Origin of the sequence: Streptomyces flavalbus (assembly GCF_042674625.1) — a bacterium.
Taxonomy (GTDB): Bacteria; Actinomycetota; Actinomycetes; order Streptomycetales; family Streptomycetaceae; genus Streptomyces; species Streptomyces flavalbus.
The window spans coordinates 7,138,931-7,165,145 of record NZ_JBHTEB010000001.1; the positions used below are offsets into that span (position 1 = coordinate 7,138,931).

The following is a 26,215-nucleotide window of genomic DNA, read 5'->3' on the forward strand; positions in this document are numbered from 1 at the left end:
CTGACCCGCTACGGCACGGCTACGGCACCACGCTCAGCGACAGCGCGAACCGGCCCTCGGCGTCCGTCCACCAGTGGGTCAGCTCCAGGCCCGCCGCGGCGAGTTCGGTGCGGACGCCGTCCTCGCGGAACTTCGCCGACACCTCGGTGCGCAGCTCCTCGCCCGCCTCGAAGTCCACGGCGAGGTCCAGCGCGGGGATCTTCACGGTCTGCGCGGTCCGCGCCCGCAGCCGCATCTCGATCCACTCGCGCCCGGCGTCCCACAGGGCCACATGGGTGAACGCCTCCGGATCGAAGTCGGCGCCCAGCTCACGGTTGACGACCGCCAGGACGTTCTTGTTGAAGGCGGCCGTCACCCCCGCCGCGTCGTCGTACGCCCGCACCAGCACCTGTTCGTCCTTGACCAGGTCGGTGCCGAGGAGGAGGGCGTCGCCGGGGGAGAGCAGCGCCCGGACCGCGGCGAGGAACGCGGCGCGCTCGGCGGGCAGCAGGTTGCCGATGGTGCCGCCGAGGAACGCCACCAGGCGCGGCCCCGGCGTGTCCGGCAGTTCGATCCGGGCGGTGAAGTCGGCGATCAGGGCGTGCACCCGCAGCCCCGGCCGCTCGGCCACCAGCGCCTGACCGGCCTGGGTGAGGGCGCTCTCGCTGACGTCGACGGGCACGTAGGTGTCAAGGCCCGGCAGCGCGTCGAGCAGGTGCCGGGTCTTGTCGGAGGAGCCGGAACCCAGCTCCACCAGGGTGCGCGGGCGGGCCGCCGCGGCGATCTCGGCGGCCCGGCCGAGGAGGATCTCCCGCTCGGCGCGGGTCGGGTAGTACTCGGGCAGTTCGGTGATCTGCTCGAACAGCTCGCTGCCCCGGGCGTCGTAGAACCACTTCGGCGGCAGCGTCTTCGGGTCGCGGGTCAGGCCCAGCAGGACGTCGGCGCGCAGCGCGGCGTCGGTGGCGTCCTCGGGCAGGGTCCGGGTGAGAAGGAACGGACTCACGTGCGGGGCTCCTTCGGCGGTGCGGGGAGCGAGGCGTCGCTCGGCTCCTTGAGCGGGGTGAGCCGCACCTCGGCGCGGCTGGCGGTGAGCAGGGTGCGGTCGGGGACCTCCCGCCACTGCGGGGCGTCGTCGGCGGGCTCGGAGGCGACGACGGTGCCGCCGCCGGGCAGCGGGCGGTACCAGAGCGTGTCGCCCCAGGCGGTCGCGGTGATCGACGCGCCGTCGGTCAGCAGCAGGTTGAGCCGGGACCCCGGGGCGGCGGAGGCGACCTCCGCCACCGTGGCGGACAGCGCCAGGCCCGGGTCGTCCCCGGCCCGCAGCCGGGCCAGGACCAGCGCCCAGACCAGCGCGGAATCGTTTCTGGCCTCCAGGCCCAGCAGGTCCTCCGGCGGCAGGGTGCCAGAGAGCGCGGCCAGCGAGCCGGGCCAGCCCCGGACGGCGCCGTTGTGGCTGAACAGCCAGCGCCCGGAGGCGAACGGCGCCGCCGCGGCCTCGGCGTCCGCGCCCGCCAGGGTGGCGTCCCGCACGGCGGCCAGCAGCGCCGCCGAGCGCACCACCCGGGCCAGGTCCGCGAACGACAGGTCGGCCCAGATCGGCCCGGCCCGGCGGTAGCGCGCCGGGACCGGGTCGCCCTCGGCGTACCAGCCGACCCCGAAACCGTCGGCGTTGACCGTCCCGTGGCGCTGCCGACGCGGCGCCCAGGACTGCCGGTACAGACCGTGCGGCGGCTCGACCAGGAGCCTGCCGAGCGGCACCTCGGGTCCCACGTAGGCGATATGACGGCACATCAGGCGGCTGCCGTCGCCGACCGCGCGGTGCGGAAGCCGGAGAAGATCTGCCGCCGGATCGGGTAGTCCCAGTTGCGGAACGTGCCCCGGCAGGCCACCGGGTCCACCGCGAACGAACCGCCGCGCAGCACCTTGTGGTCGGGTCCGAAGAACACCTCCGAGTACTCCTTGTACGGGAACGCCGTGAAGCCCGGGTACGGCAGGAAGTCGCTGGCCGTCCACTCCCACACGTCGCCTATCAACTGCCGGACCCCCAGCGGTGATTCCCCGGCCGGGTAGCTGCCCGCCGGGGCCGGGCGCAGGTGCCGCTGGCCGAGGTTGGCGTGCTCGGGCGCCGGGTCGGCGTCGCCCCACGGGTAGCGGGTGGAGCCGCCGGTCGCCGGGTCGAAGCGGGCCGCCTTCTCCCACTCCGCCTCGGTGGGCAGCCGCCGCCCGGCCCAGCGGGCGTAGGCGTCGGCCTCGTACCAGCACACGTGCAGCACCGGCTCGTCGGCGGGCACCACCTCGGTGATCCCGAACCGGCGGCGCAGCCACTGCCCGCCGTCCCGGCGCCAGTACAGCGGCGCCTTGATGGCGTGGCGGCGGATGTGGTTCCAGCCCTCCGCCGTCCACCAGCGCGGCTCGTCGTAGCCGCCGTCCTCGATGAACGCCTGGTAGGCGCCGTTCGTCACCGGGGTGGTGTCGATCCAGTACGGGGCCACCTCACGCCGGTGCGCGGGCCGTTCGTTGTCCAGCGCCCAGGCCTCCGTGGAGGTGCCCATGGTGAACGGGCCGCCGGGGACCAGCACCTCCGCCGGTCCGGTGAACAGCGGCACCGGCTCCGGGTCCGGGGCGGTCAGGGCCCGCGGGCCCTTGCGGAGCTGGTGGGTGATCAGCATGGTCTCGTCGTGCTGCTGCTCGTGCTGGGCGATCATGCCGAAGGCGAAGCCCGCCTCCGTCAGCCGCGTCCCCCGGAACGCGGCCGACTCCAGCACGTCCAGCGCCCGCCCGCGCACCTCGGCGGCGTAGGCGCGGGCCTCCTTCGGGGACAGCAGCGGCAGGCTGGGGCGTTCGGCGCGCGGGTGCTCGAAGGCGTCGTACAGGCTGTCGATCTCGGGCCGGATCGCGTCCTGCCCGGCGACCGCCCGCAGCAGCCACAGCTCCTCCTGGTTGCCGATGTGCGCCAGGTCCCACACCAGCGGCGACATCAGCGGCGAGTGCTGGGCGGTGAGGTCCGGCTCCTCGACGCAGGACGTCAGCAGGGTGGTCCGGTCCCGGGCGGTGAGCAGCGAGGCCAGCGCACGCTCCCGGAACGCTTCGGTGTCGACGGCGGTTTCGGTGACGTGCTCGGTCATGTGCTCAGGTCCTTCCCGTCCAGCTCGTCCAGCTCAGCCAGCTCGTTCATCTCGTCCAGCAGATCGTCGGCGGGGCAGCGGCCCGGCACGACATAGCGGTCCCGGTAGGCGGTGACGGCGGCGATGACCCCGGCGGAGACGCCGAGCCGGGGCAGCGCCGCGAGGGCCGCCGCGAAGCAGGCCACGGCCGCCTCGTGCAGCTCCGGGTCGGCGAGCCCGTGCCGGGCGGCGGCGGCCCACAGCGGGTTGTGCGGCGCGGGGCGCCCGTGCGCCCGCTCGGCCAGCGGCTTCACCGTCCGGTAGGCGGTCTCGGCGGCCTGCGGATCGTCGAACAGCGCCGCCGTCACGGCGAGCGGCACGATCCACCCGTCCTCGCCGGGCTGCGCGTCAATCATCCGCAGCTCCAGGTGGCCCCGCGGTCTGGCCGGTGGGAACAGCGTCGTCAGGTGGTAGTCGACGTCCTCCCACGTGGGCGGCCGGGGCCCGCCCGAGCGGGTCCACTCCCGTAAGGTCAGCCCCTCGGGCACCTCCCACGGCCCGCCGTCCCGGCGTACGCACATCACCGGGGCGTCCAGCACGTGCCGGGCCCAGGCGGCGCGCGGGTCGGCGTCCAGCGGGGGCGCGCCCGCCCGGTCCGCGCCGATCTCCATCCAGGTCAGCTGCCGGGTGGAGCGCCAGCCGGTCGGCTCCCGTCCGGCGAGCGGGGAGTTGGCGAACGCGGCCACCAGGACCGCGCCGAGCTGGTGGGCCAGCCACCAGCGGCGGACGTGCCCGAGCGGGCCCGGTTCCTCGGTGCCCGCGTCCAGGCAGACCTGGACGGAGGCGGAGGTGCACATCATGGCGCGCCCGGCGGGGCCGGTGCGGTCGAGGCAGGCTTCCATGGCGTCGTAGCGCGGCTGGCGCAGGAAGCGCCGGGGCGGGTGCCAGGGGTCCTGGCCGACGCCGAGGAGACCGAGCCCGTGCTCGCGCAGTACCGCGCGGACGGCTTCCAGGTCGGCGGAGACGGTGCCCACGCACTCCATCAGGGAGGCGGCGGGCGGCGAGCTGAGTTCGAGCTGGCCACCGGGTTCGACGGTGAGCGCCGATGCCAGGGGCACGGTCCGCAGTGCGGCGTAGGCCGCTTCGAGACGTTCGGGTGAGACGGGGAGCCACGGGGCGCGCGGCTCCTGGACGAGCCATTCCACTTCGACACCGAGGGATCGAGGCGGTCCGGTCTTGAAGCAGATGCCCCGCACCAGGGCCTCCACCTCGGCTTCGGTGACGGCGGTGCGGGTATCGGTGCCACCACTCCCCGGTGGAGTGGTTCTCGCTTCGGACATGTCGGGATCCTCCTGAGATTCCACCATGTCGCCGGTCGTCGCCCGGTGGGGCCCGACCGGCACACCCGTCCCACCCAAGACCGTCGCGCCGTCTCGCACAAGGGTACGATGCGGGCTTTTTCGGACCCGGCCGCCGGACCCCGGGAGAGTTCCGGCGGCGGGGAAACTCTGTTGCACCGCACGACCAGCATCGCTCACGATGCGTTCACGGGCATGGCGGGGGAGACGACGGGGAGATGACCGAATGATGACGGCCGCGGGGCGCGCGTCCATGGCGCACACGGGGGTGGCGCCATGAGCGCGCGCCTGCGCGGCATCGCCCGCGAGACCGAGGAGATCGTCGCCGCGGGCGGCTACCACGCCCCGGACGGGCGGTGGGTCTCCCTCGCCGCGGCCCTCGACGCGGCCCGGGACGGCACCCGGATGTACGGCCCGGAGCCGGTGCCGGTCGAGGTGGTGCCGTCGGTGGCGACCTCGTTCCAGGTCACCGGCGAGAGCAGCCTGGAGGCCGCCCGCAGGATGCGGTGGGCGGACCCCGACCCGGTCGCCGTCCTCAACTTCGCCTCGGCCCGGAACCCGGGCGGCGGCTACCTCAACGGCGCGCAGGCGCAGGAGGAGGCCCTGTGCCGGGCCTCCGCGCTCCACGCCTGCCAGTTGCGGGTCCCGGAGTTCTACGACCACCACCGCGCCCACCGCGACCCGTTCTACACCGACCGGGTCATCCACTCACCCGCGGTGCCCGTCTTCCGCGACGACCGCGGCGGGCTCCTCGACGAGCCGTACACCGCCGGTTTCCTCACCGCCGCGGCGCCCAACGCGGGCGTGGTGCTGAGCCGGACCCCGGAGCGGGCGGCCGAGCTGCCGACGGCGCTCGCCCGCCGCGCCGAGCGGGTGCTGGAGACGGCGGCGCACCACGGCTACCGGCGGCTGGTCCTCGGCGCCTGGGGCTGCGGCGTCTTCCGCAAGGACCCGGCGCAGGTCGCGGGCGCCTTCCACGCGCTGCTCGGCCCCGGCGGGCGGTTCGCCGGGACCTTCACGCAGGTGGTCTTCGGCGTCCTCGACCGCACCCCGGGACACACGGTGCGCGCGGCCTTCGAGCAGACGTTCCCGGGGCGTCAGCTCCAGCCGTAGGGCTCGTCCGTCGCTTCCGTACGGCGTCAGCTCCAGCCGTAGCGCTCCCGCAGCCGGTGGCGTACGGAGTTGAAGCGCATCCGGTCCAGGGCGCAGGCCTCCCGCCGCATCCCCTGTTCGTGCAGGCGCAGCACACGGTCCACGCCGACCCAGGAGTCCCGGCCCGACCGGTCCCACGGTCCGCTGCCGATCGGCACCCAGTCCCGCTCCCCGTCGTGCCGCCTGCTGGAGAGCTGGACGGCGAGCAGTGTGCCCGCCGCCTCCCGGGCCACCACCAGCACCGGGCGGTCCTTGCCGCGCCCGTCGTTCTCCTCGTACGGCACCCAGGTCCAGACGATCTCGCCGGGGTCCGGGTCACCGTCGTAGGCGGGTGCGTACTCGGTGCGCACCCGGCCCACCTCGCGGGGGTCGGCCTCGGTGGTCGCGGTGGGGCCGTGGCGGCCGGGGGCGTTCTCATCGGTCAGCGCAGTCACGGTGATCACCGTAGGGGGTCGCGCCGCCGCGGGGACAGGGGCCCGGTCGCCCCGCCGCTCAGCCCTGGTGGGCGAGTTGCCGGGCCCTGCTGACCGCGTGCTGGTGGGCGCGCTCCCGGGAGGACTCGTACAGCGGGACCAGCTCGGACATCGCCGGGTTGTGCGGCGCCATGGTGAGTTCCGGGACGATGAACTCGACCTCCATGGCCATCGCGTCCGCCAGGATCACGTGGAGGTAGTTCCGCACGTAGTCGTTGCCCTCCTTCGGGGTGCCGGGGCCGTAGGAGCCGCCGCGGCTGGCGACGACGGTGACGGGGGTGCCCTTGGCGGACGGGGCCTCGCCCGCGGTACGGCCGAAGAGGACCACGTTGTCCAGCCATGCCTTGAGGGTCGAGGGGATCGTGTAGTTGTACATCGGCGCGCCGATCAGCACGGCGTCGGCCTCCTCCAGCTCCCTGATCAGCTCCAGCCGCCTGCCGAAGGCCGCGGCCTGCTCGGGCGTGTGGGTGGCCGGATCGACGAAGCCCGCGGTGTGCGCCTCGGCGGTGAGGTGCGGCACCGGCTCCTTGGCGAGGTCGCGGTAGATCACCGTGCCGTCGGGGTGCTGCTCCTGCCAGGTCCTGCGGAAGGTCTCCGCGACGGCCCGGGAGGCGGATGCCTCGCCCTGGAAGACGGACGAGTCGATGTGCAGCAGCGTGGTCATGCGTGTCTCCAGACGAAAGCAAGTGAAGTTTCGCTTGTGACTTCAGATTACACAGTCACTTACTTTTTTTCATCTCATGGAGACGAGTATGCTGGGGCCATGCCGGTCGACCAGAGCCACTCCGCAGGTGCCTGCAAGAAGGTGGACGACGCCATCACCCGGGTCTTCCACCTGCTCGGGAAGCGCTGGACCGGCCCGATCATGGCCGTTCTGATGGAGCAGCCCGCGCACTTCGCGGACCTGCGCAGGGCGATTCCCGGCATCAGCGAGCGGATGCTCTCCGACCGCCTCACGGAACTCGGTGCCCTCCGCCTCGTCGACCGCGAGGTGGACGAGGGCCCGCCGCTGCGGGTGAGCTACGCGCTCACGGAGTCGGGGGCGGCCCTGAAGCCCGCCATCCTGGAGCTGGGCAGGTGGGCGGAGGAGCACCTGCCGGACACGGGGCCGTGTGTCAACCGGAAGTAGGCCGGAAGTGAGCCGGGAGTAAGAGGGGACCTGGGCCCCTCAGCGGTAGCGCAGCAGCAGCATCGCCGCGTCGTCCTGGAGCGGACCCCCGACGTGCTGGAGCAGGTCCCGCCGTAAGGTGTCCAGGGCGGACTCCGGGTCGTGCTCCTTGAGCAGATGAGCCCGCTCCGCCAGCGGGTAGAAGCGCCCGTCGCCGTCCCTGGCCTCCGTGATCCCGTCGGTGTACAGCAGCAGTTGGTCCCCGGGACGGAAGTCGGCCCGGTACGGCAGCGGTTCGGACGCGCCGTGCGCGCCCAGCCCCAGCGGCAGCGCGTACACGTCGGGCTCCGGCAGCGTGGAGGAGCCGTCGGCGCGGATCAGCAACGGCGCCGGATGGCCGTAGTTGAGGAACGTGACCTCATGGTCGGTCACCTCGGCGAGGATCGCGGTGACGAACTTCTCGCCCTCCAACTGCCGGTCCACGGACCGCGACAGCCGACGCCCCACCCGCGTCAGATCCGGCTCGTCCAGGGCGGCCTCGCGGAACGCGCCGAGGACGACGGCCGCCGTCTCCACCGCCTCCAGGCCCTTGCCCTGCACATCGCCCACGACCACCCGCACCCCCTGCGGCGCCGCGACCACCTCGTACAGGTCACCGCCGATCCGGGCCTCGGCCACCGCCGACGTGTACGAGACGGCGGCCCGCAACTGCCCCGCCAGCCGCGGCACCGGCTTGAGCAGCACCCGCTGCGCGGCCTCGGCTATCGACCGCACACTGGCCAGCTCCGCCTCCCGCCGCTGCCGCATCGCCACCGCGACCAGGCCCGCCGCGGTCACCCCGAGCACGGACAGCACGCTCACGGCGCCGCGCGCCCCGCCGAGCAGACCGTCGTACAGCCCCAGGCCGACGGTGAGCAGCATCGCCGCCACCCCGATCGCCGCGGTCCGCCGCCAGCCGCCGACCAGCGGGGCGAAGGCGGGCCCCAGCGACAGCAGCGGCAGCAGCCCCACCGACGGCCCGATGGCGACGTCCACCAGCGACACCAGCGCCATCATGGCGAGCGGCAAGGCGGACAGCACGGCGATCCGGCCGTTCCGTTCCGACACGTCCCCTCCAGCGGCGGTGGCCGTTCCGCGCTCCCCGCGACCTGGGGAGGCGGCCACCGACGCCTCAACCCGTCGCACGCTCCCGACGGAGCTGCGTCCATCGTCGCAGACGGCGCCGCTCTTGAGGGCCGGACGGACGTCACGGGGCGCGGTGGCGCTGCGCGGTGCGGACGTGGGTGGTTCCCTTCACGGGCGGACGCGGGCGTCCCCGCCAGGCGCGGAGACGTCACCGCCACCCTGCGGCCGCGCGGCCCGGTGGGAACGCCCCGTCCGATCCGATCTTTGGATACGGCCATCGACGGCGTGGCTGCCCACCCCTCCCGCGGGCCGCGACGCCCGGCTCAGGCCCGCTGCTCGCGCCGGAAGGCCCACTCCATCCTCGGCTCCACCACGCACCGGAAGACGGTGCGCACCGGCGGCGAGCACAGCAGCGTCACTCCCGCCCCGGCGACCAGGGTGACGGTGATCTCACCCAGCGGCCGGTGGAACCAGGCGTGGTCGGCCCAGTTCCAGTGGTTGGCGGCCTGGACGAAGAAGCCGTGCAGCAGATAGCCGTACAGGGTGCCCGCGCCCAGCGCGGTGAACCAGGTGCGGCGGCGCGGCACGAGGGCGAGGAAGCAGGCGGCGAGGACCGTCGAGCAGCCGAAGACGGCCAGCGTCATCACCGGCCCGTACCAGGGCGGCACGCCGAACTCCTCGGCGCTGGAGCGGTGGAAGAACCAGGCGTAGTCCATCCGCGGCACCGCCCAGTACGCGGTGAGGGCGGCGCAGCAGAACACCGGCACCGCCAGCATCCGCACGGCCCGGCGCCGCAGCACCTGGAAGTGCTCCGGCCTCAGCAGCAGCCCCAGCACGAAGTACGGCAGGAACTGCAGCGCCCGCTGGAGGTCGAGGTCCTTGCCGATGTCCGGCGACAGGGTCGCCAGCATCGCGATGCCCAGGGCGACCGGCAGCGGCCAGCGGAGGAGCTTCCACACCGGGGTGGTCAGCCGCCAGATGAACAACGCCACCAGGAACCAGGTCAGGTACAGCGGGTCCAGCAGGCTGATCGGACGGTTCGGATCGTCGTCCGTCCACCGGGTGAACAGGCTGTACGCCACCTCGAAGACGACGTACGGCACCACGACGCCGGTCAGCAGCCGCTTCACCCGACCCGGCGCCGCGTCGAAGCTGCGGGAGAAGTAGCCCGAGATGACGATGAAGGCGGGCATGTGGAAGGCGTACACCAGCATGTAGAGCGCGGTGACGGTGCGGCTCCCGCCGCGCAGCGGCTCCCAGGCGTGCCCCATCGCGACCAGCACGATCGCGAGGTACTTGGCGTTGTCGAAGAACGCGTCCCGTCCCGTGCCCGAGTCCCGGGCCGCCCGGTCGGCGGGTCTGTCGGAGGCCACCGGTGGCGGCGGTGCCTGCGCGGGGTCGCGTGGCAGAGTCTCGCTCACGATTCCTTCGTGCGGGAACCCAGACAGAACAGAACACCTCTTACTGGAGTTGTGTGAGTGACCGGCGGGCGAACACCGGGTCACCCTAGCCACGGCCTTCCCACGAGTAAACCTGGCAGGCCACAGCGTGCGCGCGGGCCCTCAGTGACCGCCGGTGAGCTGCCCGTGTATGGCGAGTACCGACTCCTCGGGGCTCATTCGCCCGTTCACGCAGACCTCCAGGTACCGGGTGTCGCTGGCCTGGTGCCGGGCGCGTACGACGGCCATGGCCCGGGGCGCGCAGGGCACCACGGCCACCACGCCGTTGCGGGCCAGCACCTCCGCGATCAGCCCGACCCGGCGGGCGTCGGTGCACAGCTCGTCGAACCGGTCGAGCACCTCCACCCGCCGTCCCTCCCCGTGCAGCCGCTCCGCCAGCGCGTACGCGGCGGCCAGCCGGTCGGCCGCGGGGTCACCCGTCACCCACACCGTGGCGCCGGGGCAACTGCAGCGGCAGTGCACCCCCCGGCGGTCGCCCCGCGCGGTCAACTCGGGTATCCCCAGGCGCGGGTGATCTCGCGCAGCGGCGCCGGGACGTCCTCGGGGGCGGGCAGCGCCCGGGCCCGCTGGATCTTCCCGGACTTGATGTTCTCGCTCCAGTCACCGATGAACGGCACGAACGGGCCGTGGTCGACCTTGCGGTAGTCCAGCATCCGCGGCGTCCACTCCACGCCGAGGAAGGCGCAGATCTCGCGCGTCACGTCCTCGGGCCGCTCCGTGAGGGTCTCGTAGCGGACGGTGAGTCCGGGCAGCGCGGCGCGGGCCGCCTCGACGGCCTCGACATAGCCGCGGACCTCCTTGACCGTCGCCGTCAGCTCCCGGTCCGGACGGTTGTTGATCAGCGAGCTGACCATGGACGCCGGGTGCCGCAGCAGGAAGACGTACCGCGCCTTCGGCCACGCCTCGTGCAGCCGCTCCCACACCCCGGCGTTGCCGGGCGTCTTGTCCACGATGATCCGCTTGCCGCTGCGCACCAGCTCCCGGTGCAGCACGCGGTCCCACAGGAGGTACTCCAACTCACGCTGGTCCAGGCCGAGTTCGGCCATGGCCTTCTTGGAGTACGGCTTGCTGAGGTCGACCGTGAGGGTGCGCAGGTGCATCTCGTGCGGGGCGCGGATCTCGGGGTGGCTGTTGAGCAGGACCCGCAGCAGCGTGGAGCCGGAGCGCACGGAGGAGATGATGAACACCGGTTCGGGCACCAGCCGGTGGGCGGACTGCGGCACCGGGGGCTCCGCCAGCTTCCGTATGCGTCGTCTGACCCCGCGGGCCACTCGACGGAGTTCCGTGCCGGTCCGGGTCATGGCTACTGCCTCTCTGCCTCACCGCGTACGACGTCGATCCCCCTCGTGCCCCCCTCGTGCCCCCTCGCGCCCCCGGGCCCACCTGACGATACTGCCTTTTCCTGTGTTGTCAGTCGGCGTCGGCGCCAGGCTCCTCGGCGGTGGTGGGGCGTTCGGTGGGAGCGTCCTCCGACTGCTGGACCAGGGAACCGCCCGGCGTCTCGTACTTCTCCCGCTCGCTGCCGGGGCCGCCGGACGCCACGAGCAGGAACAGCACCACCGCGGCGGCGGCGCCGAGCGCCCGGCAGACCAGCCGACGGCGGCCGGGTCCGTCCAGTTCCCGCCAGGCCGGGGCGTCCCGGGCGTCGTCGGGCTGCCACAGCTCTCCTACGGCGTCCACCGGCCCCGGTGCCTCCACCCGGGCGCCCGCGGCCCGCTCCCGCGCGGACGGCTCGCGGGGCGCCCCGGCGGCGGGGGACCGTCGGCAGTCCTCGGCGAAGCGGCGCCACACCTCGTCCGAGGCGCCGCCGTCGTCGTCACCGCGCTCGCGACTGGCCACTGCTCCAGCTCCTCATCGGAAGAACGGTTGCACAGCCTAAGGGAAGGGCCGGGAAACGGGAGCCGCGGCCGTGCGTCAGTTGGGGAAGGTCAGGGACCAGCGCGGTGCGCTGCCCGTGAGTCGGCAGGCCAGGAAGTACAGCGGTATCGGCGGCGTGTACGGGGAGCCCGCGTCGGGGCTGTGGATCAGGTGCGGGACGGGACGGGGCCGGGTGGGCGTCCAGGACGGGTCGGACAGCCGGGCGCCGACGGCGTAGCGGACGCTCGGGGGCCAGTCGACCCCGAGGTGGGACCCGGCCGGGACGATCCACCACCAGCGCTGGTCGTCGGCGAAGACACAGCCGACGCGGGGCAGACAGGCCAGGATGCGCTCACCGTGCTCCCGCGGGGTGCCGACGGCGTCGTAGCCGAGGCTGGTGGGCAGTTGGTCGGGGATGCGCAGGGCGCGGCCGGTGTGGGGGCGCGCGGGGCGGGGGCAGGACAGGTCAGGGCTGTGCGTTCGGTCCATGGGGGTCGAGTCCTTCGGCCGAGTGGGGGGTGGGCCGTGCGGTCGGGGGGCCGCCGACGGGGGGTGCGGGGGGTTGGGGCGCGGGTCCGGGCGGCGGTGCGGGGGAGTGGGGCGGTGGTTCAGGCGGCCCGGGCGCCGATTCAGGCGGTCCGGACGCCGGTTCAGGCGGTCCGGGCGGCAGTTCGGCCCAGACCGTGCGGCCGGGGCGGTGTGCGGGGCCGGTGACGCCCCAGGCGGTGCTGAGCGCCTCGACCAGGAACAGGCCGCGTCCGCTCTGGTCGTCGGGGCCGGAGTGGCGGGGGCGCGGGTCGCCGCCGCCGCGGTTCTGGTCCTCCACCTCGATACGGAGCACGCCCGTGGCGGTGAGGTGCGCCCGGTACATGATCCGTTCGCTCGCCGAGTGGGTGACGGCGTTGCCGACGAGTTCCGCGACGACGAGTACGGCGTTGTCGCGCGACTCCTCGTCGACGTGCCACGCGGTCAGCAGGGCGCGTAGCTGTCGGCGGGCCAGACCCGCCGACTCCGGGATCCCCGGCAGGACGTAGGTCTGTGTCCGCTCGGGCGGTGGAGGCCCGGAGGCGAGCCGGTCGGGGCCCAGGGGCCCGGGGAGTCGACCGTGGCGCTCGCCTCCGGGTGGCCGGTCGGGGAGATCCGGCAGGGGGGAGGGGCTGGATAACCGGTCCGGGTCCCCGGGCAGTCGAGCCGGTGGCCGGGAGGGAGAGGGCGGAGCCATTGCCGTATGCCTTTCGTGTGCTCGCGCACAGCCCCTCCCCCCTACCAGGCTGCGGTGTCTGCCGATGCGGCGACCGAGTCGGTACGCCTACTGTGGCACCTGCCAACATCACGTCGCAACTGGCGAGTTGAAATTTGCAACTGGCCAAGTGCATCCTTCGAACGGAAACGATCTGCGGGAAAGACCTGCCGAAAACGATCTGGCGGAAGCTCGGGCAAAAGGGGTAAGGCGTGACCGCGGAGACCGACTGGGGCGGCGCCCCTTCCGTCCTGCGCATGATCCTCGGCAGACAGTTGGAGGAACTGCGCACCCGGGCCGGACTGACGTACGAGCAGGCGGGCGCGGCGATCGGGGTCAGCCACTCCACGATCCGCCGGATGGAGTCCGCCAAGGTCGCCCGGCTGCGCCTCGCCGACGTCGAGAAGCTGATCCAGATCTACGGGGTGCGCGACCAGCAGGAGATCGACACCTTCCTGAAGTCCGTCCGGGAGGCCAACAAACGCGGCTGGTGGCACACCTACCGCGACGTCATGCCGGACTGGTTCGCCGCCTACCTCAGCCTGGAACAGGCCGCGTTGCAGATCCGCGCCTACGAGAACCAGTTCGTGCACGGCCTGCTCCAGACCGAGAGCTACGCCCGCGCCCTGCTCGGCGCGGGCAACCCGCACGCCCCGGCGGAGGCCACCGAACGCCGGGTCGCGCTGCGGATGCGCCGCCAGGAACTGCTGGCCCGCGCGTCGCCTCCCCGGCTGTGGGTGGTGATGGACGAGACGGTGCTGCGCTGGCCGGTCGGCGGCGCCGAGGTGATGCGCGCCCAGATTGACCACCTCATCGAGGTCAACACCCTGCCGCACGTGACCTTGCAGATCATGCCGTTCGCCAACGGCCCGCACCCCGCGATGCGCGCGGGGGCGTACCACCTGTTCCGGTTCCGGGCCCCCGAACTGCCCGACATCGTCTACCTCAACGGCCTGGTGGGCGCGGTCTACCTGGACAAGGCCGACGACGTCGTGGTCTACCGCGAGGCCCTGGACCGGCTGGGCGCCCAGGCGACGCCCGCCAGGAAGACCGAGGAACTCCTCGGCGCGATTCGCAAGGAGCTGTGACCGTGCCCCACCCCATACGCAACGGAATGCCGTCCCGGGAACTCGGCGCGCTCGGCTGGACCAGGCCGTGGAGCGACGACGCGGGCGGCGCCTGCGTGGAAGTGAAGAAGCTCGCCGACGGCCGGGTGGCGGTCCGTCAGTCGACCGATCCGGAGGGCCCCGCGCTGGTGTTCACCCCGCACGAGATGACCAGGTTCCTGACGGGGGTGAAGGCGGGCGACGCCGACTTCCTGCTCTGATGTGTGTGTCTGTTAACTGACCGAGTGTCCACGAGCGTGACCGACTGAAGGGGAGGGGCGGCGTTGCCCGAGAACGGATGGCCTGCCGACCGCATCGACACCGAGAGCGCGCACTCGGCGCGGATCTACGACTACATCCTCGGCGGCAAGGACTACTACCCCGCCGACAAGGAGGCGGGCGACGCCATGGCGCGTGAGTGGCCCGCCCTGCCGATCCACATGCGCGCCAACCGGGACTTCATGAACCGCGCGGTGCGCTATCTGGCCGAGGAGGCGGGGATACGGCAGTTCCTCGACATCGGCACCGGTATCCCCACCTCGCCCAACCTGCACGAGATCGCCCAGCGGGTCGCCCCGGAGTCCCGGGTGGTCTACGTCGACAACGACCCCATCGTGCTCACCCTCTCGCAGGGGCTGCTGGCCAGCGCGCCCGAGGGCAGGACGGCGTACATCGAGGCCGACTTCCGGGACCCGGACGCCATCCTCGGCTCGCCGGAGTTCCGCGAGACCCTCGACCTCGGCCGCCCGGTCGGGCTCACGGTGATCGCGATCGTGCACTTCATGCTGGACGAGGACGACGCGGTGGGCATCGTCCGCCGCCTCCTCCAGCCGCTGCCGTCCGGCAGCTACCTGGCGATGTCCATCGGCACCGCCGAGTTCGCGCCGGAGGAGGTGGGCCGGGTCGCCCGCGAGTACGCCGCCCGCAACATGCCGATGCGGCTGCGCACCCTCCCGGAGGCCGCGGAGTTCTTCGAGGGCCTGGACCTGGTCGACCCCGGCATCGTCCAGGTCCACAAGTGGCATCCGGACGGCACCGGCGAGCAGGGCATCCGGGACGAGGACATCGCCATGTACGGCGCGGTCGCCCGCAAGCCGTAGGACGAGGGTGCCTCAACCGCCGGGCGGCGGCTGCGGCTTGGTCCAGTCGGGGTCGGCCCACCGGGCCGCGTCCGCCGGGTCGGGCAGCGCGCCCCGGCGGTACCCGGCGTCCCGCTCCCGCCGCAGCCGTACGGAGGCGTGGCAGCGGGCGTCCGGCGGCAGCGGCCGGGAGCGGCGGCCCGCGAGGACCCACAGCGGGCCGTTGTCGTGCACGGGCGCGTGCGCGAACTCCTCGGTGACGGCGCAGGCTTCGGCGTAGGCGCCGGGCCGGAAGTGGAGGTCGTCCAGGACCGCGTCGGTGACCCACTTCAGGGAGACGGTCGACAGCAGCGGCTCGCCCCGCTCGTGGGCGAAGGTGCCGCCGACGTCGCAGTGCACGCCCGCGAACCACACCTCCTCCACGGTGTCCCGCAGTTCCCCCTCCCGCGGCGTGACCAGGTACTCCCGGTACGGGCGGCGCCGCTCGTCGAGGGAGACCGCGTGCCGGATGCGGGCCGCGTTCGGCAGCATCCGCGTGTACGGCCAGCGCAGGTTGCCCAGCCGCAGCACCCCGGCCGCCTTCACGGTGTCCCAGACCCCGAGATAGGCCACCGGCAGCGCGTAACGCGACACCTGCCGCGGGTTGTTGCGCTTGACCACCGGCCACAGCGGCTCGTCCTCGGTCACCCGGCAGAACGCCCGCGAGAACCGGGCGACCTCCTGCTGGCTCTTGCCGAGGTCCTGGTTGAAGGCGTACTTCGCCACCGCGTACGGCACCAGGTTCTCCGACCCGGGGCGCATCAGCCCCGGCTTGTTGAGCATCCCGACGAGCGCGCGGGCCGTGTAGGCGCCCCGGCTGAAGCCGAAGACGTACACCGCGTCGCCCGGTTCCCAGTTCCGCATCAGATAGGTGTACGCCTCGGCGAGGTTGGTCCTCAGACCGCTGCCGAACGCCAGGCCGCCGATCCGGGAGAGTCTGCGGGTGAGCGGCCCGTAGGCGTTGGCGGAGGCCATGGTGCCCACGCCGGGGTCGTAGTACAGCAGTTGCCGGGTGGGGTCGTCGGTCTCCAGCATCTCGTAGAGCCGGACGACGTTGGTGGGGTGGTGGGCGCCGACCTGGTTGCCGGTGCCGTCGAGGCAGATCACGAGGGTGCGCGGCATGTGCCGCCTCCGCTGTCGGTCAGGTGGGTGGCGGCGGCACCGCGGCATCGGCCGTGAGCGGGCCGGAGGCGGTACGGCTGCCGGGTGCGATCTGCTCCGCGAACGCCTGGAGCGCCACGGGGCTGTTGGGCGGCAGTACCGCCATCATCCGCAGTTCTTGGGCCTCGGCCACGGTGTCCGCCGCCGCGCTGCCCTCCGGCACGTGCAGCAGCCGGACGTGTCCGTCGCCGGAGCCGCGGCGGCCCACCGGGGCCACCGCGCCGTGGGTGCCGTCGGGCAGGGTCACCCACAGTCGGAAGTCCTCGTAGCGGAAGTAGTCCGCGCCCTTGACGGGCCAGGGGTAGTGGTGCTCGCCGGGCACCTTGGGCAGGATGCCCTGGTGGTTGGAGCGGCTCAGCGGCACACAGGAGTTGAAGAGGCCGTCGGTCCACGCCTCCACCCCGTCGGCGTCGGTGACCGGGGTGCGCAGCAGCTCCTCGGCCTCCTCGTAGCCGAGCGCGGCGAGCGCGGGCAGGGTGCGCGGGAAGGCGTCGACGAGTTCGGCGGCCTCCCGGCGCAGCCGGTCCACCTTCACGGGGTCGGCGCAGAACTGCATACTCCACTCGATGCCGACCCGGGCCCGGTACAACTGCCAGCCGCCGGTGCCCTTGACCCAGAGGCTGCCGCCGTGGTGCATCTCCCAGTGCTCGTCGGCGCCGGGCGGCGGGCCGTAGGGGAGGTGGTCGTCGCCGGTCTCGGCGAGGATCTTCTTCGCGGCCTTCTTCGCGGCGCGGAAGTGCGAGGACTCGAACCGCTTGGGGTGCTTGACGAGCCGTATCCGCCAGGGATGGTCGCCGCCGTGGACCCCGCCGGGCCGGAGGTCGGGCGGAGTCCGGGACGTCCGCGTGGGAACGGTTTCGGCCATGGCCGCCTCCTCCTGCTACCCCGAGGACCCCTGGTCCCATGGTGGTCCCGCGGGCGGGCCGACGGCTAGTCAGCAGCAGCGGTTGAACCATCAAAGACAGAACACACCGCTGGTTTGCCGACCCGTGCCGGGCGACCGACACTGTAAGCAATGACGTGGAGCCACCGGTGCTCCGACGACTCCGCGCCGCCCCGACGAGCAGCTACGAAGGGGCTGAACCGGTGGAGAGAGAACTGCGGATCGTCCTTTCCGAGGAAGGGGCGGAACCCGACCACGTGGCGCGGCTGACCGGCTACCTCCGCGAGGAACTGCTCCGGCTCGACGTGGACGACGTGACGGCCGTCCCCGCCGCCGAGCCGCCGCCCGGCACCCGCGCCGTCGACGTCGCCGCGGTCGGCGCCCTGCTGGTGAGCCTGGGCACCGCCGCCACCGGCCTCGGACAGGTCGCCACCGTCGTACGGCAGTGGCTGGGCCGCAACCGGGACGAGACCCGCCCGGCGCTGCGGCTGGCCCTCGGCGACGACGTGCTGGAGATCTCCGAGGCGACGGACGAGCAGGTGGCGGAGGCGCTCGACCTGTTCGTCAAGCGGCACTCGGCGGTGGGCGCGTGACCACGGGCGGGGCCAGGGACGCGCTGATCATCGCCAACGACAGCTACGACGACAAGGGCCTCAAGAAGCTCAAGGCGCCAGCCCACGACGCCGTCGCCCTCGCCGGGGTGCTCGGCGACGCCGACATCGGCGGCTTCCGGGTCGACGTGATGCGCAACGAACCCGCGCACGTCATCTCCCTGCGCATCGACGACTTCTTCGCCGACCGCCGCCCCGCCGACACCCTCGTCCTGCACTTCTCCTGCCACGGCCTGAAGAGCGAGTCCGGGGAGCTGTACTTCGCCGCCCGCAACACCCTGCCGCGCCGCCTCGCCTCCACGGCCGTCGCCGCCGACTTCGTACGCCGCCGGATGGCCGCGACCCGGTCCGCAGCATCGTGCTGTTCCTCGACTGCTGCTACGGCGGCGCCTTCTCCCAGGGGCCGACGTCCGTACGGGCCGCCGCCGACGCGCACGTCCTGGACTCCTTCGCCGGGGAGAACCTGGGTGGCGGGCGGGGCTGGGCGGTCATCACCGCCTCCAACTCCATGGAGTACGCCTTCGAGGGCTCCGACCTCGCCGAGGGCTCCGCGCCCCGCCCCCGGCCCTCGCTCTTCACCCACGCCGTGGTGCAGGGCCTGGCCACCGGCGAGGCGGACCTCGACCAGGACGGCCTGGTCGCCCTGGACGAGCTGTACGAGTACGTCTTCGACCACGTGCGGCAGCAGAACCCGAACCAGACCCCGAGCCGCACGGTCGACATGCAGGGCGACATGTACCTGGCCCGCAGCCACCGCCGCCGGATCACCCCGGCGCCGGTCCCCGAGGACGTACGGGCCGCCATGCGCAGCCCCGACCTCTACACCCGGCGCGGGGCGATCGCGGAACTGCGCGCCCGGATGGAGAACCGGGACCTGCCGATCGCCGCGGGGGCGCGGGAGGCGCTGGCGGAGATGGTCCGCAACGACATCCGGTTCATCGCGGACGAGGCCCAGCGGGCGCTGGACGAGGTCGCCATCAACCCGCACCCGGTACGCCTGGACTTCGGCGCCGTACCCCAGGGCGCGCCCGCGCCCCGGCAGACGGTACGGCTGCTCGGACCGCCCCTCGCCCGCTCCTGCGTGCCCCACCCCAAGGCCGACTGGCTCCGGGCCACCCCGACCGACGACGGCCTCGACGTACGCGTCACGACGGCGACGCCGGGGCGGCTGAGCGGGGACGTGGTGCTGAAGGGGGCGGTGGGGGAGGCGGTGGTGCATGTGACGGCGGAGGTGAGGAGCAAGGACCAGCCGGAGGCGCACCACCGGTCACCACCGCCCCCACCGAGGGACGCCGACCCCACCAGGCCCCTGGACGTGCCCCCGCCGCCACCCAAACCGCCGCCGCCCCGGCCCGCACCCACGCCGAAACCCCCGCCACCACCCCGACCAGACCCCACACCGAAGCCACCACCCCAGCCCCCGCCGAAGCCACCACCCCAGCCCTCGCCGAAGCCACCGCCCCGCCCTGTCCCAGGCCCTGCGCCCACACCACCCACGCCCCGCGTCCCCGCCGGAGCCCGCCGGGCCCCGGTGCTGGCCGCCGCGGCCCTCGCCCTGGCCGTCACGTCGGTGTTCCTGCTCGTGCGGACCGCCGTGGCGGCGGCGGAGGTCGGGCGGAACCTGAGCGCCGACGGCACGCTCGACGCCGTCACGGTGCACGCCGCCGACGCCGGACTGGTGGCCCCGATGGTCGTCGCCCTGGTGACGTCCGTCGCGGCGCTCGCGCTGCGCGCGCTGGCCCGGTACGAGCTGCGCACCCGCCCCGGCCGCTACCCGCGCTCGGCGGAGCACACCACCAGGGCGCTGGTGTGGACGACGGCCCTGCTCGCGGTGCCGGTCGCGGTGCTGGCCCTGCTGCTGTCCGTCGGCTACCTCGTCCTCAGCAACATGGCCTGACCCCGCCGCACCAGGGGCGGCGGGGTCAGGCCAGGGTCCGTGACCGTCAGGCGGCGGCCTGCGTGCCCGCGTGGCCGTGCAGCCGGGCCACGACGTCGGCGAGCTGAGCGGCCACCTCGGCGTCGTCGGCCGGGTGGGTCTCGGCGAAGCGGGTGACGGAGCCGGGGATGGACAGCTTCACGTCCTCCAGGACCTTGCCGCCCGCGATGCCGACCGCCTTGCGGGCCTCGTCCTGCGCCCAGACACCGCCGTACTGGCCGAAGGCGGTACCGACCACGGCGACCGGCTTGGCGGTCAGCGCCCCGGCGCCGTACGGGCGGGACAGCCAGTCGATGGCGTTCTTCAGGACGGCCGGGATGGTGCCGTTGTACTCGGGCGTGAACAGCAGCACGGCGTCCGCGGCGCCCGCGGCCTCCCGCAGCCGGGCGGCGGCGGCCGGGACGGAGCCCTCGACGTCGATGTCCTCGTTGTAGAAGGGAACGTCGGCCAGGCCCTCGTAGAGCCGCACCTCCGCGCCCTCGGGGGCGAGCTTGACGGCCGCCTCGGCGAGCTGGCGGTTGTGCGAACCGGAGCGCAGGCTTCCGACGAGGGCGAGGATCTGTACGGACATGGGAACTCCCAGGGCTGAGACACGACTACCGTTAGAACCGGACCGAGGTCCGCTTCAATGTTGTAGCACCCTAACCGGACCGCGGTCCAGTTTCTTCCCGGTGCTTTACCCTGTCCTCATGTGCGCCGCCCTGCCGCCCTTCCCGCCGCCCCAGGAGCCCCTGGACAGCGCCGAGTTGATCCAGCTCAGCACCTCGGCCGAGGAGCAGTGCCTGCGCGCCGACGCCGCGCGCAACCGCGCCCGCCTGCTGGAGGCCGCCGCCCGGCTGGTCGCCGAACACGGCGCGGCCGGGGTGACGATGGAGGCCGTGGCCGCCGCCGCCGAGGTCGGCAAGGGGACCGTCTTCCGCCGCTTCGGCGACCGGGTCGGCCTGCTGACCGCGCTGCTCGACCACTCCGAGCAGAAGTTCCAGGCCGCGTTCCTCTCCGGCCCGCCGCCGCTGGGCCCCGGCGCACCGCCGGTGGAGCGGCTGCACGCCTTCGGCGTGGCGGCCCTGCGCAGGTCGGCCGAGGCGCTGGAGCTGCACCTCGCCGCCGAGCGCAGCGCGGACCGCCGCTACACCGCCCCGTCGTGGCGGCTGCTCTACGGGCACATCCTGCTGCTGCTGCGCGAGGCGGTCCCCGACGCCGACTGCGAGGTCCTCGCCCAGACCCTGATCGGCTACCTGGACCCGGCCGCCATCCACCACCTGACCAAGGTGTGCGGGATGCCCATGGAGCGCCTGGAGGCGGGCTGGACGGACCTGGTCACACGCCTGACGGCCCCCCGGCCGCCCGGCTGACGGCCCGCCCTGCCGATTCGTACAAGATTCACCCGTCGGGTCCCCGGTCGACGTCCGGTCCCCCGGTTCTGCCAAGATGCGGTACGTCATGGTGCAGATACCGAAACCGCCCACGCCCGCGTCGGCCGCCGTCGGCTCCGTACCCACCAGCGCCGACGTGGCGCGCCTGGCCGGGGTCTCACGCGCCACGGTCTCCTACGTCCTGAACAACACCAGCGCCGTACGGATCAGCGAGCCCACGCGCCGCAGGGTGCACGAGGCGGCGAAGGAACTGGGGTACGTACCGCACGCCGCCGCCCGCAGTCTGCGCGCCGGGCACAGCCGGATGGTCCTCATGCCCGCCCCGACCATCCCCGTGGGCCCGCTCTACAGCCAGTTCCTCAGCGACCTCCAGGGGGCGCTCGGCCGCCTCGACTACACGGTCGTGCAGTACGGCGCCGTCGGCACGCACGGCGACGAGGCCGCCCGCGCCTGGGCCGAACTGCGCCCGGTCGCCGTCCTGGTGCCCGGCTCCGGACTCGGCCCGCAGGGCGTCGCCGTACTCAAGCGCTCCGGCGCCCGCGCCGTGGTCACCCTCGGCCCCGAGACCGTCGAGGGCGCGCACGCCCTGCTCATGGACCACACCGCCGTCGGCCGGGCCGCCGCCGCCCACCTGCGCGCCCGCGGCCGCAGCCGCATCGGCGTCGTCGTCCCCGCCGAACCCGGCCTTGAGGTCTTCTCCCGGCCCCGGCTGCACGGCGTACGGCACGCCGTGCACGGCACCGGCGGCACCGGCGCCACCGTCATCGAGCTGCCCCTCGCCTACGACGAGGACGACGCCGCCCGGCTCGCCGCCCGCTGGCGCGGCCTCGGCCTGGACGCGGTGTTCGCCTACAACGACGAGTACGCGATGCTGCTGATGCGTGCCCTGATGGACGCGGGCGTCGACATCCCCGGCGACACGGCGGTCATCGGCGCCGACGACCTGATGCTCGGCCGCCTGCTACGGCCCCGCCTCAGCACCGTCCACATCGACCTGCCCTCCGGCCGCGACCTGGCCGAGCTGGTCGACCGCGCGGTCCGCGACCCCGCCGCCCCACCGGAGCGCCGCGAGGTGCTGGGCGCCACGGTCGTCCCGCGCGAGTCGAGCTGAACACACGGGTACGCCGCCCCCACGGACCGTGGGAGCGGCGTACCGGGAACCAGCCGCGCTATGCCTGCTGCTCGCCCTGCGCCTGCTGCGCGGCGACGGCCTTGTGGACCTCGTCCATGTCCAGCTTGCGGGCCTGCCCGATCACATCGGTGAGCGCCGCCTCGGGCAGCGCGCCCGGCTGCGCGAACACGGCGACCCGGTCCCGGACGATCATCAGCGTGGGGATCGACTGGATACCGAAGGCCGCCGCCAGCTCCGGCTGCGCCTCCGTGTCCACCTTGCCGAACACCAGGTCGGGGTTGTCCTCGGCCGCCTTCTCGTAGACCGGAGCGAACTGACGGCACGGACCGCACCAGGACGCCCAGAAGTCGATCAGGACGAAGTCGTTGTCCGTGACCGTCTGGTCGAAGTTCTCCTTGGTCAGCTCCACGGTGCTGCTCATGGCGTGTTCCCTCTTCCTGGTGTCGGGGCGAAGCCGTCGGCACAACGCGGCCGGACCGGCACGTATTCCGCCCGCGCTCGTACCCGTGTGGCCCCGCGCCACACCACCCAGCAGACTGACCCCATGACGGAAACGGATTCCATCGCATACGACGTCGTGGTGCTCGGGGCCGGGCCCGTGGGGGAGATCGTCGCCGAGCGCACGCGCGCGGCCGGACTGTCCACCGCGGTCGTGGAGAGCGAACTCGTCGGCGGCGAGTGCTCGTACTGGGCGTGTATGCCCAGCAAGGCCCTGCTGCGCCCGGTGATCGCCCGCGCCGACGCCCGCAGGGTGCCCGGACTGCGCCAGGCGGTGCAGGGCCCGCTGGACACCGCGGCGGTGCTCGCGCACCGCGACTACTACACCTCGAACTGGCAGGATGACGGCCAGGTCGACTGGCTGACCGGCATCGGCGCCGAGCTGTACCGCGGCCACGGCCGGATCAGCGGCCCCCGCACGGTCACGGTCACCGCGCCGGACGGCACCACCCACACCCTCACCGCCCGGCACGCCGTCGCGGTCGCCACCGGCAGCCGCGCCCTCCTGCCCGACCTGCCCGGACTCGCCGACGTACGCCCCTGGACCAGCAGGGAGGCGACCAGCGCCAAGGCGGCGCCCGGCCGTCTGATCGTGGTCGGCGGCGGGGTCGTCGCCACCGAGATGGCCACCGCCTGGCAGGCCCTCGGCTCCCAGGTGACCGTCCTGGTGCGCGGCAAGGGCCTGCTGAACCGGATGGAGCCGTTCGCGGGCGAACTCGTCGCCGAGGCGCTAACCGAGGCGGGCGCCGACGTCCGCACCGGCACCTCCGTCAAGTCCGTCACCCGCGAGAACGGCACCGTCGTCGCCGTCACCGACACCGGGGAGCGCATCGAGGCCGACGAGATCCTCTTCGCCACCGGCCGCGCCCCGCGCACCGACGACATCGGCCTGGACACCGTCGGCCTGGAGCCCGGCTCCTGGCTCACGGTCGACGACAGCCTCCGCGTCGACGGCACCGACTGGCTGTACGGCGTCGGGGACGTCAACCATCGCGCCCTGCTGACCCACCAGGGCAAGTACCAGGCCCGGATCGCCGGTGCCGCGATCGCCGCCCGCGCCGCCGGTGACCCGCTGGCGGAGGGCGAGGCGTGGGGCGCCCACGCGGCCACCGCCGACCACCACGCCGTACCGCAGGTCGTCTTCACCGACCCGGAGGCCGCCGCGGTGGGCCTGTCCCTGGCGGAGGCGGAACAGGCGGGCCACCGGGTGCGCGCCGTCGACGTCGCGTTCAGCTCGGTCGCCGGGGCGGGCCTGTACGCCGACAGCTACCAGGGCCGGGCGCGGATGGTGGTGGACCTGGAGGAGGAGATCCTGCGCGGGGTGACGTTCGTGGGCCCCGGCGTCGGCGAACTCATCCACGCGGCGACGATCGCCGTGGCGGGCCAGGTGCCGATCAGCCGCCTGTGGCACGCGGTCCCGTCCTACCCGACGATCAGCGAGGTCTGGCTGCGCCTGCTGGAGGCGTACCGGGGCTGAGCACCCTCACTCGGGCAGCCGGAAGCCGAGCGCACGGGCGGCGCCGTGCGGCGTGGGCGCGTTCCAGTGCTCGGCCATGGCCCGGTTGGAGGAGAAGGACCGCAGGTCCGCGCGGTCGAGGTAGAGGACACCGTCCAGATGGTCGGTCTCATGCTGCACGATCCGCGCGGGCCACCCGCTGAACACCTCGTCCAGCGCACGGCCGCGCTCGTCGAGTCCCGTCAGCCGCACCGCGGCGGGCCGGGCCACCACGGCCTGCCACCCCGGCACGCTCAGACACCCTTCGAAGAAGGCGGCACGCTCGGCCCCCACAGGCTCATAGGACGGATTCACGAGCACCCGGAACGGCTGCGGCACCCGCTCACGGGCCACCCGCACCTCCTCGGGCACCGGCGCGGGGTCCTCGATCACCGCGATCCGCAGCGCGACGCCCACCTGCGGCGCCGCGAGCCCGACGCCGGGCGCGGCCCGCATGGTGAGCCGCAGGGCGTCCACGAAACGGTCGAGGAGCGCGGGCGGCAGCTCCCCGTCGTAGGGCGCGACGGGCTGCCGCAGCACCGGCTCCCCGGCCTCTACCAGGGGCAACGGCCCGCCGGTGGCGAGCAGTTCCTCCACCTGCTCGACGAGCGAGGGTCGGCGGGCGCGATCAGCGGCAGCACACATCGGGCCAGCATGACACGCCGCTGACGTCAGAGTTCCGGGAAGTCGCCCGCGAGCGCCGAGGCGAGCCGCAGGTGCGGTTCGGCCTCCGCCGCCCGCCCCTGCCGCTCCAGGGTGCGGCCGAGCAGCAGCCGGGCGTACTGCTCCACCGGGTCACGCTCCACGATGCGGCGCAACTCGGCCTCCGCCCGACCCAGTTGGGCCGAGTGGTAGTAGGCGCGGGCCAGCAGCAGCCGCGGCCCGGTCTGCTCCGGCACCTCTTCGACGAGCGCGCCCAGGACGCGGGCGGCGGTCGCGTACTCCTTGGCGTCGAAGAACATCCCCGCGCGCTCCCAGCGCTCGGCGGGCGTCCCGTGGTCGTAGTACGTCGTGTCCACTGTCGACCTCCTTCGACGCGCTCAACCCCCACAGGTGGTTAAACATTCCACTACTTCGCCAGGGCGGCCAGCTCCGCGTCGGCCCGCTCACGCACTAGGGCGAGCACGCGCCCGGTGGCCGCCAGGTCCTCCGCGGGGATGCCCGCCCAGATCCGCGCGGAGATCTCGGCGGTCTCGGCACCGGAGGCGGCGTAGAACTCCCGCCCGGCGTCGGTGAGCCGCAGCGCGGCGCCCTCGGGGGCGCACAGCCCCTTGCCGACCAGTTCCTCGACGACGCCCCGCACGTCGTCCGCGTCGGCCTTCAGCGACCCCGCTACCTGACGCACGACGACCTCCCGGCCGACCGGACCCTCGGCGACGGCGAGCACCCGGAGGGCGACGCTCTGCTGGAAGGTGACGTCGTAGCGGGCCAGTACGGATTCGAGGACGCCGCGCGCCGCGTAGTGGGCCAGCGCCAGCGCGCGGCTGTCGGCGGTGGGCGTGGTGGTGGGCGTGGTGGTCATGACTGCTCCTGCCTGTGGTCAGCGGATGGATCGAGCGGTGCGTCGAGCAGGGCGGCGAGGTTCCGCGAGAACTCCAGGGCGCGGGGATCATCGAGCCCGCCCAGGGGCGCCAGCAACTGCTGGAGCAGCCCCTGCACGACCCCGATGGCACGCCGGGTGACCTCCACCCCCTCCTCGGTCAGCGCCAACTGGACGGCGCGCGGGTCGTGCGGATCGCGCCCGCGCTCCACCAGACCGGAGGTCTCCAGGGCGCGGGCGAGCTTGGACACGTACAACGGCTCAAGCCCCGTATGGTCGGCGAGCCGCCGCTGACTGGGCCGCTCCCCGGACCGCCGCATCCCGTACAACGACGCCACCAGGGCGTACTGCGCGTGCGTCAGCCCCAACGGCCCCACCGCGCGATCGACGGCGACCCGCCACTTCATGGACAGCCGCCACACGAGAAACCCGGGCGTAGCGCCCTCAGATGCCGTGCTCACCCGAGATACAGTACATGGCTACTATGTCCATGGCTACTATCGATC

At 73.4% G+C, this 26,215-nt stretch carries 31 protein-coding genes and 1 pseudogene; 11 read left to right on the forward strand and 21 right to left on the reverse strand.

Annotated features, from left to right (window positions below; genetic code table 11):
• Window positions 1-19 precede the first annotated feature (19 nt).
• From egtD to egtA, 4 genes are read right to left on the reverse strand one after another with little or no spacing between them, the layout of a single operon-like run.
• Window positions 20-982, reverse strand: coding sequence for an L-histidine N(alpha)-methyltransferase (gene egtD, locus ACFQZ6_RS31840; RefSeq protein WP_381616187.1), 963 nt, complete (start codon window positions 980-982; stop codon window positions 20-22).
• Entirely contained in the window at window positions 979-1,770 is a 792-nt protein-coding gene (gene egtC / locus ACFQZ6_RS31845) for an ergothioneine biosynthesis protein EgtC (RefSeq protein WP_381616190.1), read from the reverse strand. Before egtC ends, egtD begins: the two co-directional genes overlap by 4 nt.
• On the reverse strand, window positions 1,770-3,104 hold the full coding sequence (gene egtB / locus ACFQZ6_RS31850; protein ID WP_381616193.1) for an ergothioneine biosynthesis protein EgtB: 1,335 nt from the start codon (window positions 3,102-3,104) through the stop codon (window positions 1,770-1,772). Before egtB ends, egtC begins: the two co-directional genes overlap by 1 nt.
• Window positions 3,101-4,423 (reverse strand): ergothioneine biosynthesis glutamate--cysteine ligase EgtA, encoded by a 1,323-nt coding sequence (gene egtA / locus ACFQZ6_RS31855; RefSeq protein ID WP_381616196.1) that lies wholly within the window; start codon window positions 4,421-4,423, stop codon window positions 3,101-3,103. The genes egtB and egtA overlap by 4 nt, the downstream gene beginning before the upstream one ends.
• Before the next feature lie 294 nt (window positions 4,424-4,717).
• On the opposite strand from egtA, the gene ACFQZ6_RS31860 reads away from it, so the two are divergent.
• Window positions 4,718-5,554 (forward strand): TIGR02452 family protein, encoded by an 837-nt coding sequence (locus ACFQZ6_RS31860; protein ID WP_381616199.1) that lies wholly within the window; start codon window positions 4,718-4,720, stop codon window positions 5,552-5,554.
• A 26-nt stretch (window positions 5,555-5,580) separates the two neighbouring features.
• Here the strand turns inward: ACFQZ6_RS31860 and ACFQZ6_RS31865 are convergent, their stop codons facing one another.
• Together ACFQZ6_RS31865 and ACFQZ6_RS31870 are read right to left on the reverse strand one after the other, a co-directional pair.
• Window positions 5,581-6,027, reverse strand: coding sequence for a type II toxin-antitoxin system PemK/MazF family toxin (locus ACFQZ6_RS31865; protein ID WP_381616202.1), 447 nt, complete (start codon window positions 6,025-6,027; stop codon window positions 5,581-5,583).
• Window positions 6,028-6,085: 58 nt separating this feature from the next.
• A complete protein-coding gene (locus tag ACFQZ6_RS31870) occupies window positions 6,086-6,730 on the reverse strand; it encodes an FMN-dependent NADH-azoreductase (protein WP_381616204.1) in 645 nt (214 codons plus the stop codon).
• Window positions 6,731-6,829: 99 nt separating this feature from the next.
• Between ACFQZ6_RS31870 and ACFQZ6_RS31875 the strand changes: the two genes are divergently transcribed.
• On the forward strand, window positions 6,830-7,195 hold the full coding sequence (locus tag ACFQZ6_RS31875; protein ID WP_381616207.1) for a winged helix-turn-helix transcriptional regulator: 366 nt from the start codon (window positions 6,830-6,832) through the stop codon (window positions 7,193-7,195).
• 39 nt (window positions 7,196-7,234) lie between these two features.
• Here the strand turns inward: ACFQZ6_RS31875 and ACFQZ6_RS31880 are convergent, their stop codons facing one another.
• The 7 genes from ACFQZ6_RS31880 to ACFQZ6_RS31910 all read right to left on the reverse strand — a co-directional run bounded on the left by ACFQZ6_RS31880 (window position 7,235) and on the right by ACFQZ6_RS31910 (window position 12,838).
• On the reverse strand, window positions 7,235-8,230 hold the full coding sequence (locus tag ACFQZ6_RS31880; protein ID WP_381618812.1) for a PP2C family protein-serine/threonine phosphatase: 996 nt from the start codon (window positions 8,228-8,230) through the stop codon (window positions 7,235-7,237).
• A 392-nt stretch (window positions 8,231-8,622) separates the two neighbouring features.
• Complete coding sequence (locus ACFQZ6_RS31885; protein WP_381618813.1) at window positions 8,623-9,672, reverse strand: acyltransferase family protein; 1,050 nt, start codon at window positions 9,670-9,672, stop codon at window positions 8,623-8,625.
• Between the two features lie 189 nt (window positions 9,673-9,861).
• Entirely contained in the window at window positions 9,862-10,221 is a 360-nt protein-coding gene (locus ACFQZ6_RS31890; protein ID WP_381618815.1) for a hypothetical protein, read from the reverse strand.
• Between the two features lie 23 nt (window positions 10,222-10,244).
• Entirely contained in the window at window positions 10,245-10,982 is a 738-nt protein-coding gene (locus ACFQZ6_RS31895; RefSeq protein WP_381616210.1) for a sulfotransferase family protein, read from the reverse strand.
• A gap of 187 nt (window positions 10,983-11,169) precedes the next feature.
• Window positions 11,170-11,598: a hypothetical protein gene (locus tag ACFQZ6_RS31900; RefSeq protein WP_381616213.1), complete on the reverse strand. Its 429-nt coding sequence runs from the start codon at window positions 11,596-11,598 to the stop codon at window positions 11,170-11,172.
• Between the two features lie 75 nt (window positions 11,599-11,673).
• Window positions 11,674-12,105, reverse strand: coding sequence for a hypothetical protein (locus ACFQZ6_RS31905; protein ID WP_381616216.1), 432 nt, complete (start codon window positions 12,103-12,105; stop codon window positions 11,674-11,676).
• Complete coding sequence (locus tag ACFQZ6_RS31910) at window positions 12,083-12,838, reverse strand: ATP-binding protein (RefSeq protein WP_381616219.1); 756 nt, start codon at window positions 12,836-12,838, stop codon at window positions 12,083-12,085. Before ACFQZ6_RS31910 ends, ACFQZ6_RS31905 begins: the two co-directional genes overlap by 23 nt.
• A 230-nt stretch (window positions 12,839-13,068) precedes the next feature.
• Here ACFQZ6_RS31910 and ACFQZ6_RS31915 point away from each other — a divergent pair, with 230 nt between their 5' ends.
• The 3 genes from ACFQZ6_RS31915 to ACFQZ6_RS31925 all read left to right on the forward strand — a co-directional run bounded on the left by ACFQZ6_RS31915 (window position 13,069) and on the right by ACFQZ6_RS31925 (window position 15,062).
• A complete protein-coding gene (locus ACFQZ6_RS31915; RefSeq protein WP_381616222.1) occupies window positions 13,069-13,944 on the forward strand; it encodes a helix-turn-helix domain-containing protein in 876 nt (291 codons plus the stop codon).
• Window positions 13,945-13,970: 26 nt separating this feature from the next.
• A complete protein-coding gene (locus tag ACFQZ6_RS31920; protein WP_381618818.1) occupies window positions 13,971-14,183 on the forward strand; it encodes a DUF397 domain-containing protein in 213 nt (70 codons plus the stop codon).
• Window positions 14,184-14,246: 63 nt separating this feature from the next.
• A complete protein-coding gene (locus tag ACFQZ6_RS31925; protein ID WP_381616225.1) occupies window positions 14,247-15,062 on the forward strand; it encodes an SAM-dependent methyltransferase in 816 nt (271 codons plus the stop codon).
• 12 nt (window positions 15,063-15,074) lie between these two features.
• Here the strand turns inward: ACFQZ6_RS31925 and ACFQZ6_RS31930 are convergent, their stop codons facing one another.
• Both ACFQZ6_RS31930 and ACFQZ6_RS31935 read right to left on the reverse strand, forming a co-directional pair.
• Window positions 15,075-16,202, reverse strand: coding sequence for a DUF2235 domain-containing protein (locus tag ACFQZ6_RS31930; protein WP_381616228.1), 1,128 nt, complete (start codon window positions 16,200-16,202; stop codon window positions 15,075-15,077).
• A gap of 19 nt (window positions 16,203-16,221) precedes the next feature.
• Window positions 16,222-17,106 carry a DUF6424 family protein gene (locus ACFQZ6_RS31935; RefSeq protein WP_381616231.1) on the reverse strand — a complete coding sequence of 295 codons (885 nt, stop codon included), beginning with the start codon at window positions 17,104-17,106 and terminating at the stop codon, window positions 16,222-16,224.
• A gap of 167 nt (window positions 17,107-17,273) precedes the next feature.
• Between ACFQZ6_RS31935 and ACFQZ6_RS31940 the strand changes: the two genes are divergently transcribed.
• From ACFQZ6_RS31940 to ACFQZ6_RS31950, 3 genes and pseudogenes are all read left to right on the forward strand, one after another.
• The gene (locus ACFQZ6_RS31940; RefSeq protein ID WP_381616234.1) at window positions 17,274-17,717 is read left to right on the forward strand and encodes a hypothetical protein; all 444 of its coding nucleotides are present in this window, start codon (window positions 17,274-17,276) and stop codon (window positions 17,715-17,717) included.
• Window positions 17,714-18,061 (forward strand): annotated as a pseudogene (locus tag ACFQZ6_RS31945) (caspase family protein); the annotation flags it as partial. The gene ACFQZ6_RS31940 and the pseudogene ACFQZ6_RS31945, both read left to right, overlap by 4 nt.
• Before the next feature lie 32 nt (window positions 18,062-18,093).
• Window positions 18,094-19,632 carry a hypothetical protein gene (locus ACFQZ6_RS31950; protein WP_381616237.1) on the forward strand — a complete coding sequence of 513 codons (1,539 nt, stop codon included), beginning with the start codon at window positions 18,094-18,096 and terminating at the stop codon, window positions 19,630-19,632.
• A 46-nt stretch (window positions 19,633-19,678) separates the two neighbouring features.
• Here the strand turns inward: ACFQZ6_RS31950 and ACFQZ6_RS31955 are convergent, their stop codons facing one another.
• Window positions 19,679-20,242: an NAD(P)H-dependent oxidoreductase gene (locus tag ACFQZ6_RS31955; protein WP_381616240.1), complete on the reverse strand. Its 564-nt coding sequence runs from the start codon at window positions 20,240-20,242 to the stop codon at window positions 19,679-19,681.
• Between the two features lie 118 nt (window positions 20,243-20,360).
• Between ACFQZ6_RS31955 and ACFQZ6_RS31960 the strand changes: the two genes are divergently transcribed.
• A complete protein-coding gene (locus ACFQZ6_RS31960; RefSeq protein ID WP_381616243.1) occupies window positions 20,361-21,023 on the forward strand; it encodes a TetR family transcriptional regulator in 663 nt (220 codons plus the stop codon).
• Between the two features lie 88 nt (window positions 21,024-21,111).
• Window positions 21,112-22,155 carry a LacI family DNA-binding transcriptional regulator gene (locus ACFQZ6_RS31965; RefSeq protein WP_381616246.1) on the forward strand — a complete coding sequence of 348 codons (1,044 nt, stop codon included), beginning with the start codon at window positions 21,112-21,114 and terminating at the stop codon, window positions 22,153-22,155.
• A gap of 58 nt (window positions 22,156-22,213) precedes the next feature.
• Here the strand turns inward: ACFQZ6_RS31965 and trxA are convergent, their stop codons facing one another.
• The gene (trxA, locus tag ACFQZ6_RS31970; protein ID WP_381616249.1) at window positions 22,214-22,597 is read right to left on the reverse strand and encodes a thioredoxin; all 384 of its coding nucleotides are present in this window, start codon (window positions 22,595-22,597) and stop codon (window positions 22,214-22,216) included.
• A gap of 123 nt (window positions 22,598-22,720) precedes the next feature.
• Between trxA and ACFQZ6_RS31975 the strand changes: the two genes are divergently transcribed.
• Entirely contained in the window at window positions 22,721-24,151 is a 1,431-nt protein-coding gene (locus ACFQZ6_RS31975) for a dihydrolipoyl dehydrogenase family protein (protein WP_381616252.1), read from the forward strand.
• Between the two features lie 6 nt (window positions 24,152-24,157).
• Here ACFQZ6_RS31975 and ACFQZ6_RS31980 read toward each other — a convergent pair whose 3' ends face one another.
• From ACFQZ6_RS31980 to ACFQZ6_RS31995, 4 genes are read right to left on the reverse strand one after another with little or no spacing between them, the layout of a single operon-like run.
• Window positions 24,158-24,814: a peptide deformylase gene (locus ACFQZ6_RS31980; RefSeq protein WP_381616255.1), complete on the reverse strand. Its 657-nt coding sequence runs from the start codon at window positions 24,812-24,814 to the stop codon at window positions 24,158-24,160.
• Between the two features lie 26 nt (window positions 24,815-24,840).
• Complete coding sequence (locus tag ACFQZ6_RS31985) at window positions 24,841-25,188, reverse strand: tetratricopeptide repeat protein (RefSeq protein WP_381616258.1); 348 nt, start codon at window positions 25,186-25,188, stop codon at window positions 24,841-24,843.
• Between the two features lie 50 nt (window positions 25,189-25,238).
• The gene (locus ACFQZ6_RS31990; RefSeq protein WP_381616261.1) at window positions 25,239-25,691 is read right to left on the reverse strand and encodes a MarR family transcriptional regulator; all 453 of its coding nucleotides are present in this window, start codon (window positions 25,689-25,691) and stop codon (window positions 25,239-25,241) included.
• Window positions 25,688-26,170 carry a MarR family winged helix-turn-helix transcriptional regulator gene (locus ACFQZ6_RS31995; RefSeq protein WP_381616264.1) on the reverse strand — a complete coding sequence of 161 codons (483 nt, stop codon included), beginning with the start codon at window positions 26,168-26,170 and terminating at the stop codon, window positions 25,688-25,690. The genes ACFQZ6_RS31990 and ACFQZ6_RS31995 overlap by 4 nt, the downstream gene beginning before the upstream one ends.
• Window positions 26,171-26,215 lie beyond the last annotated feature (45 nt).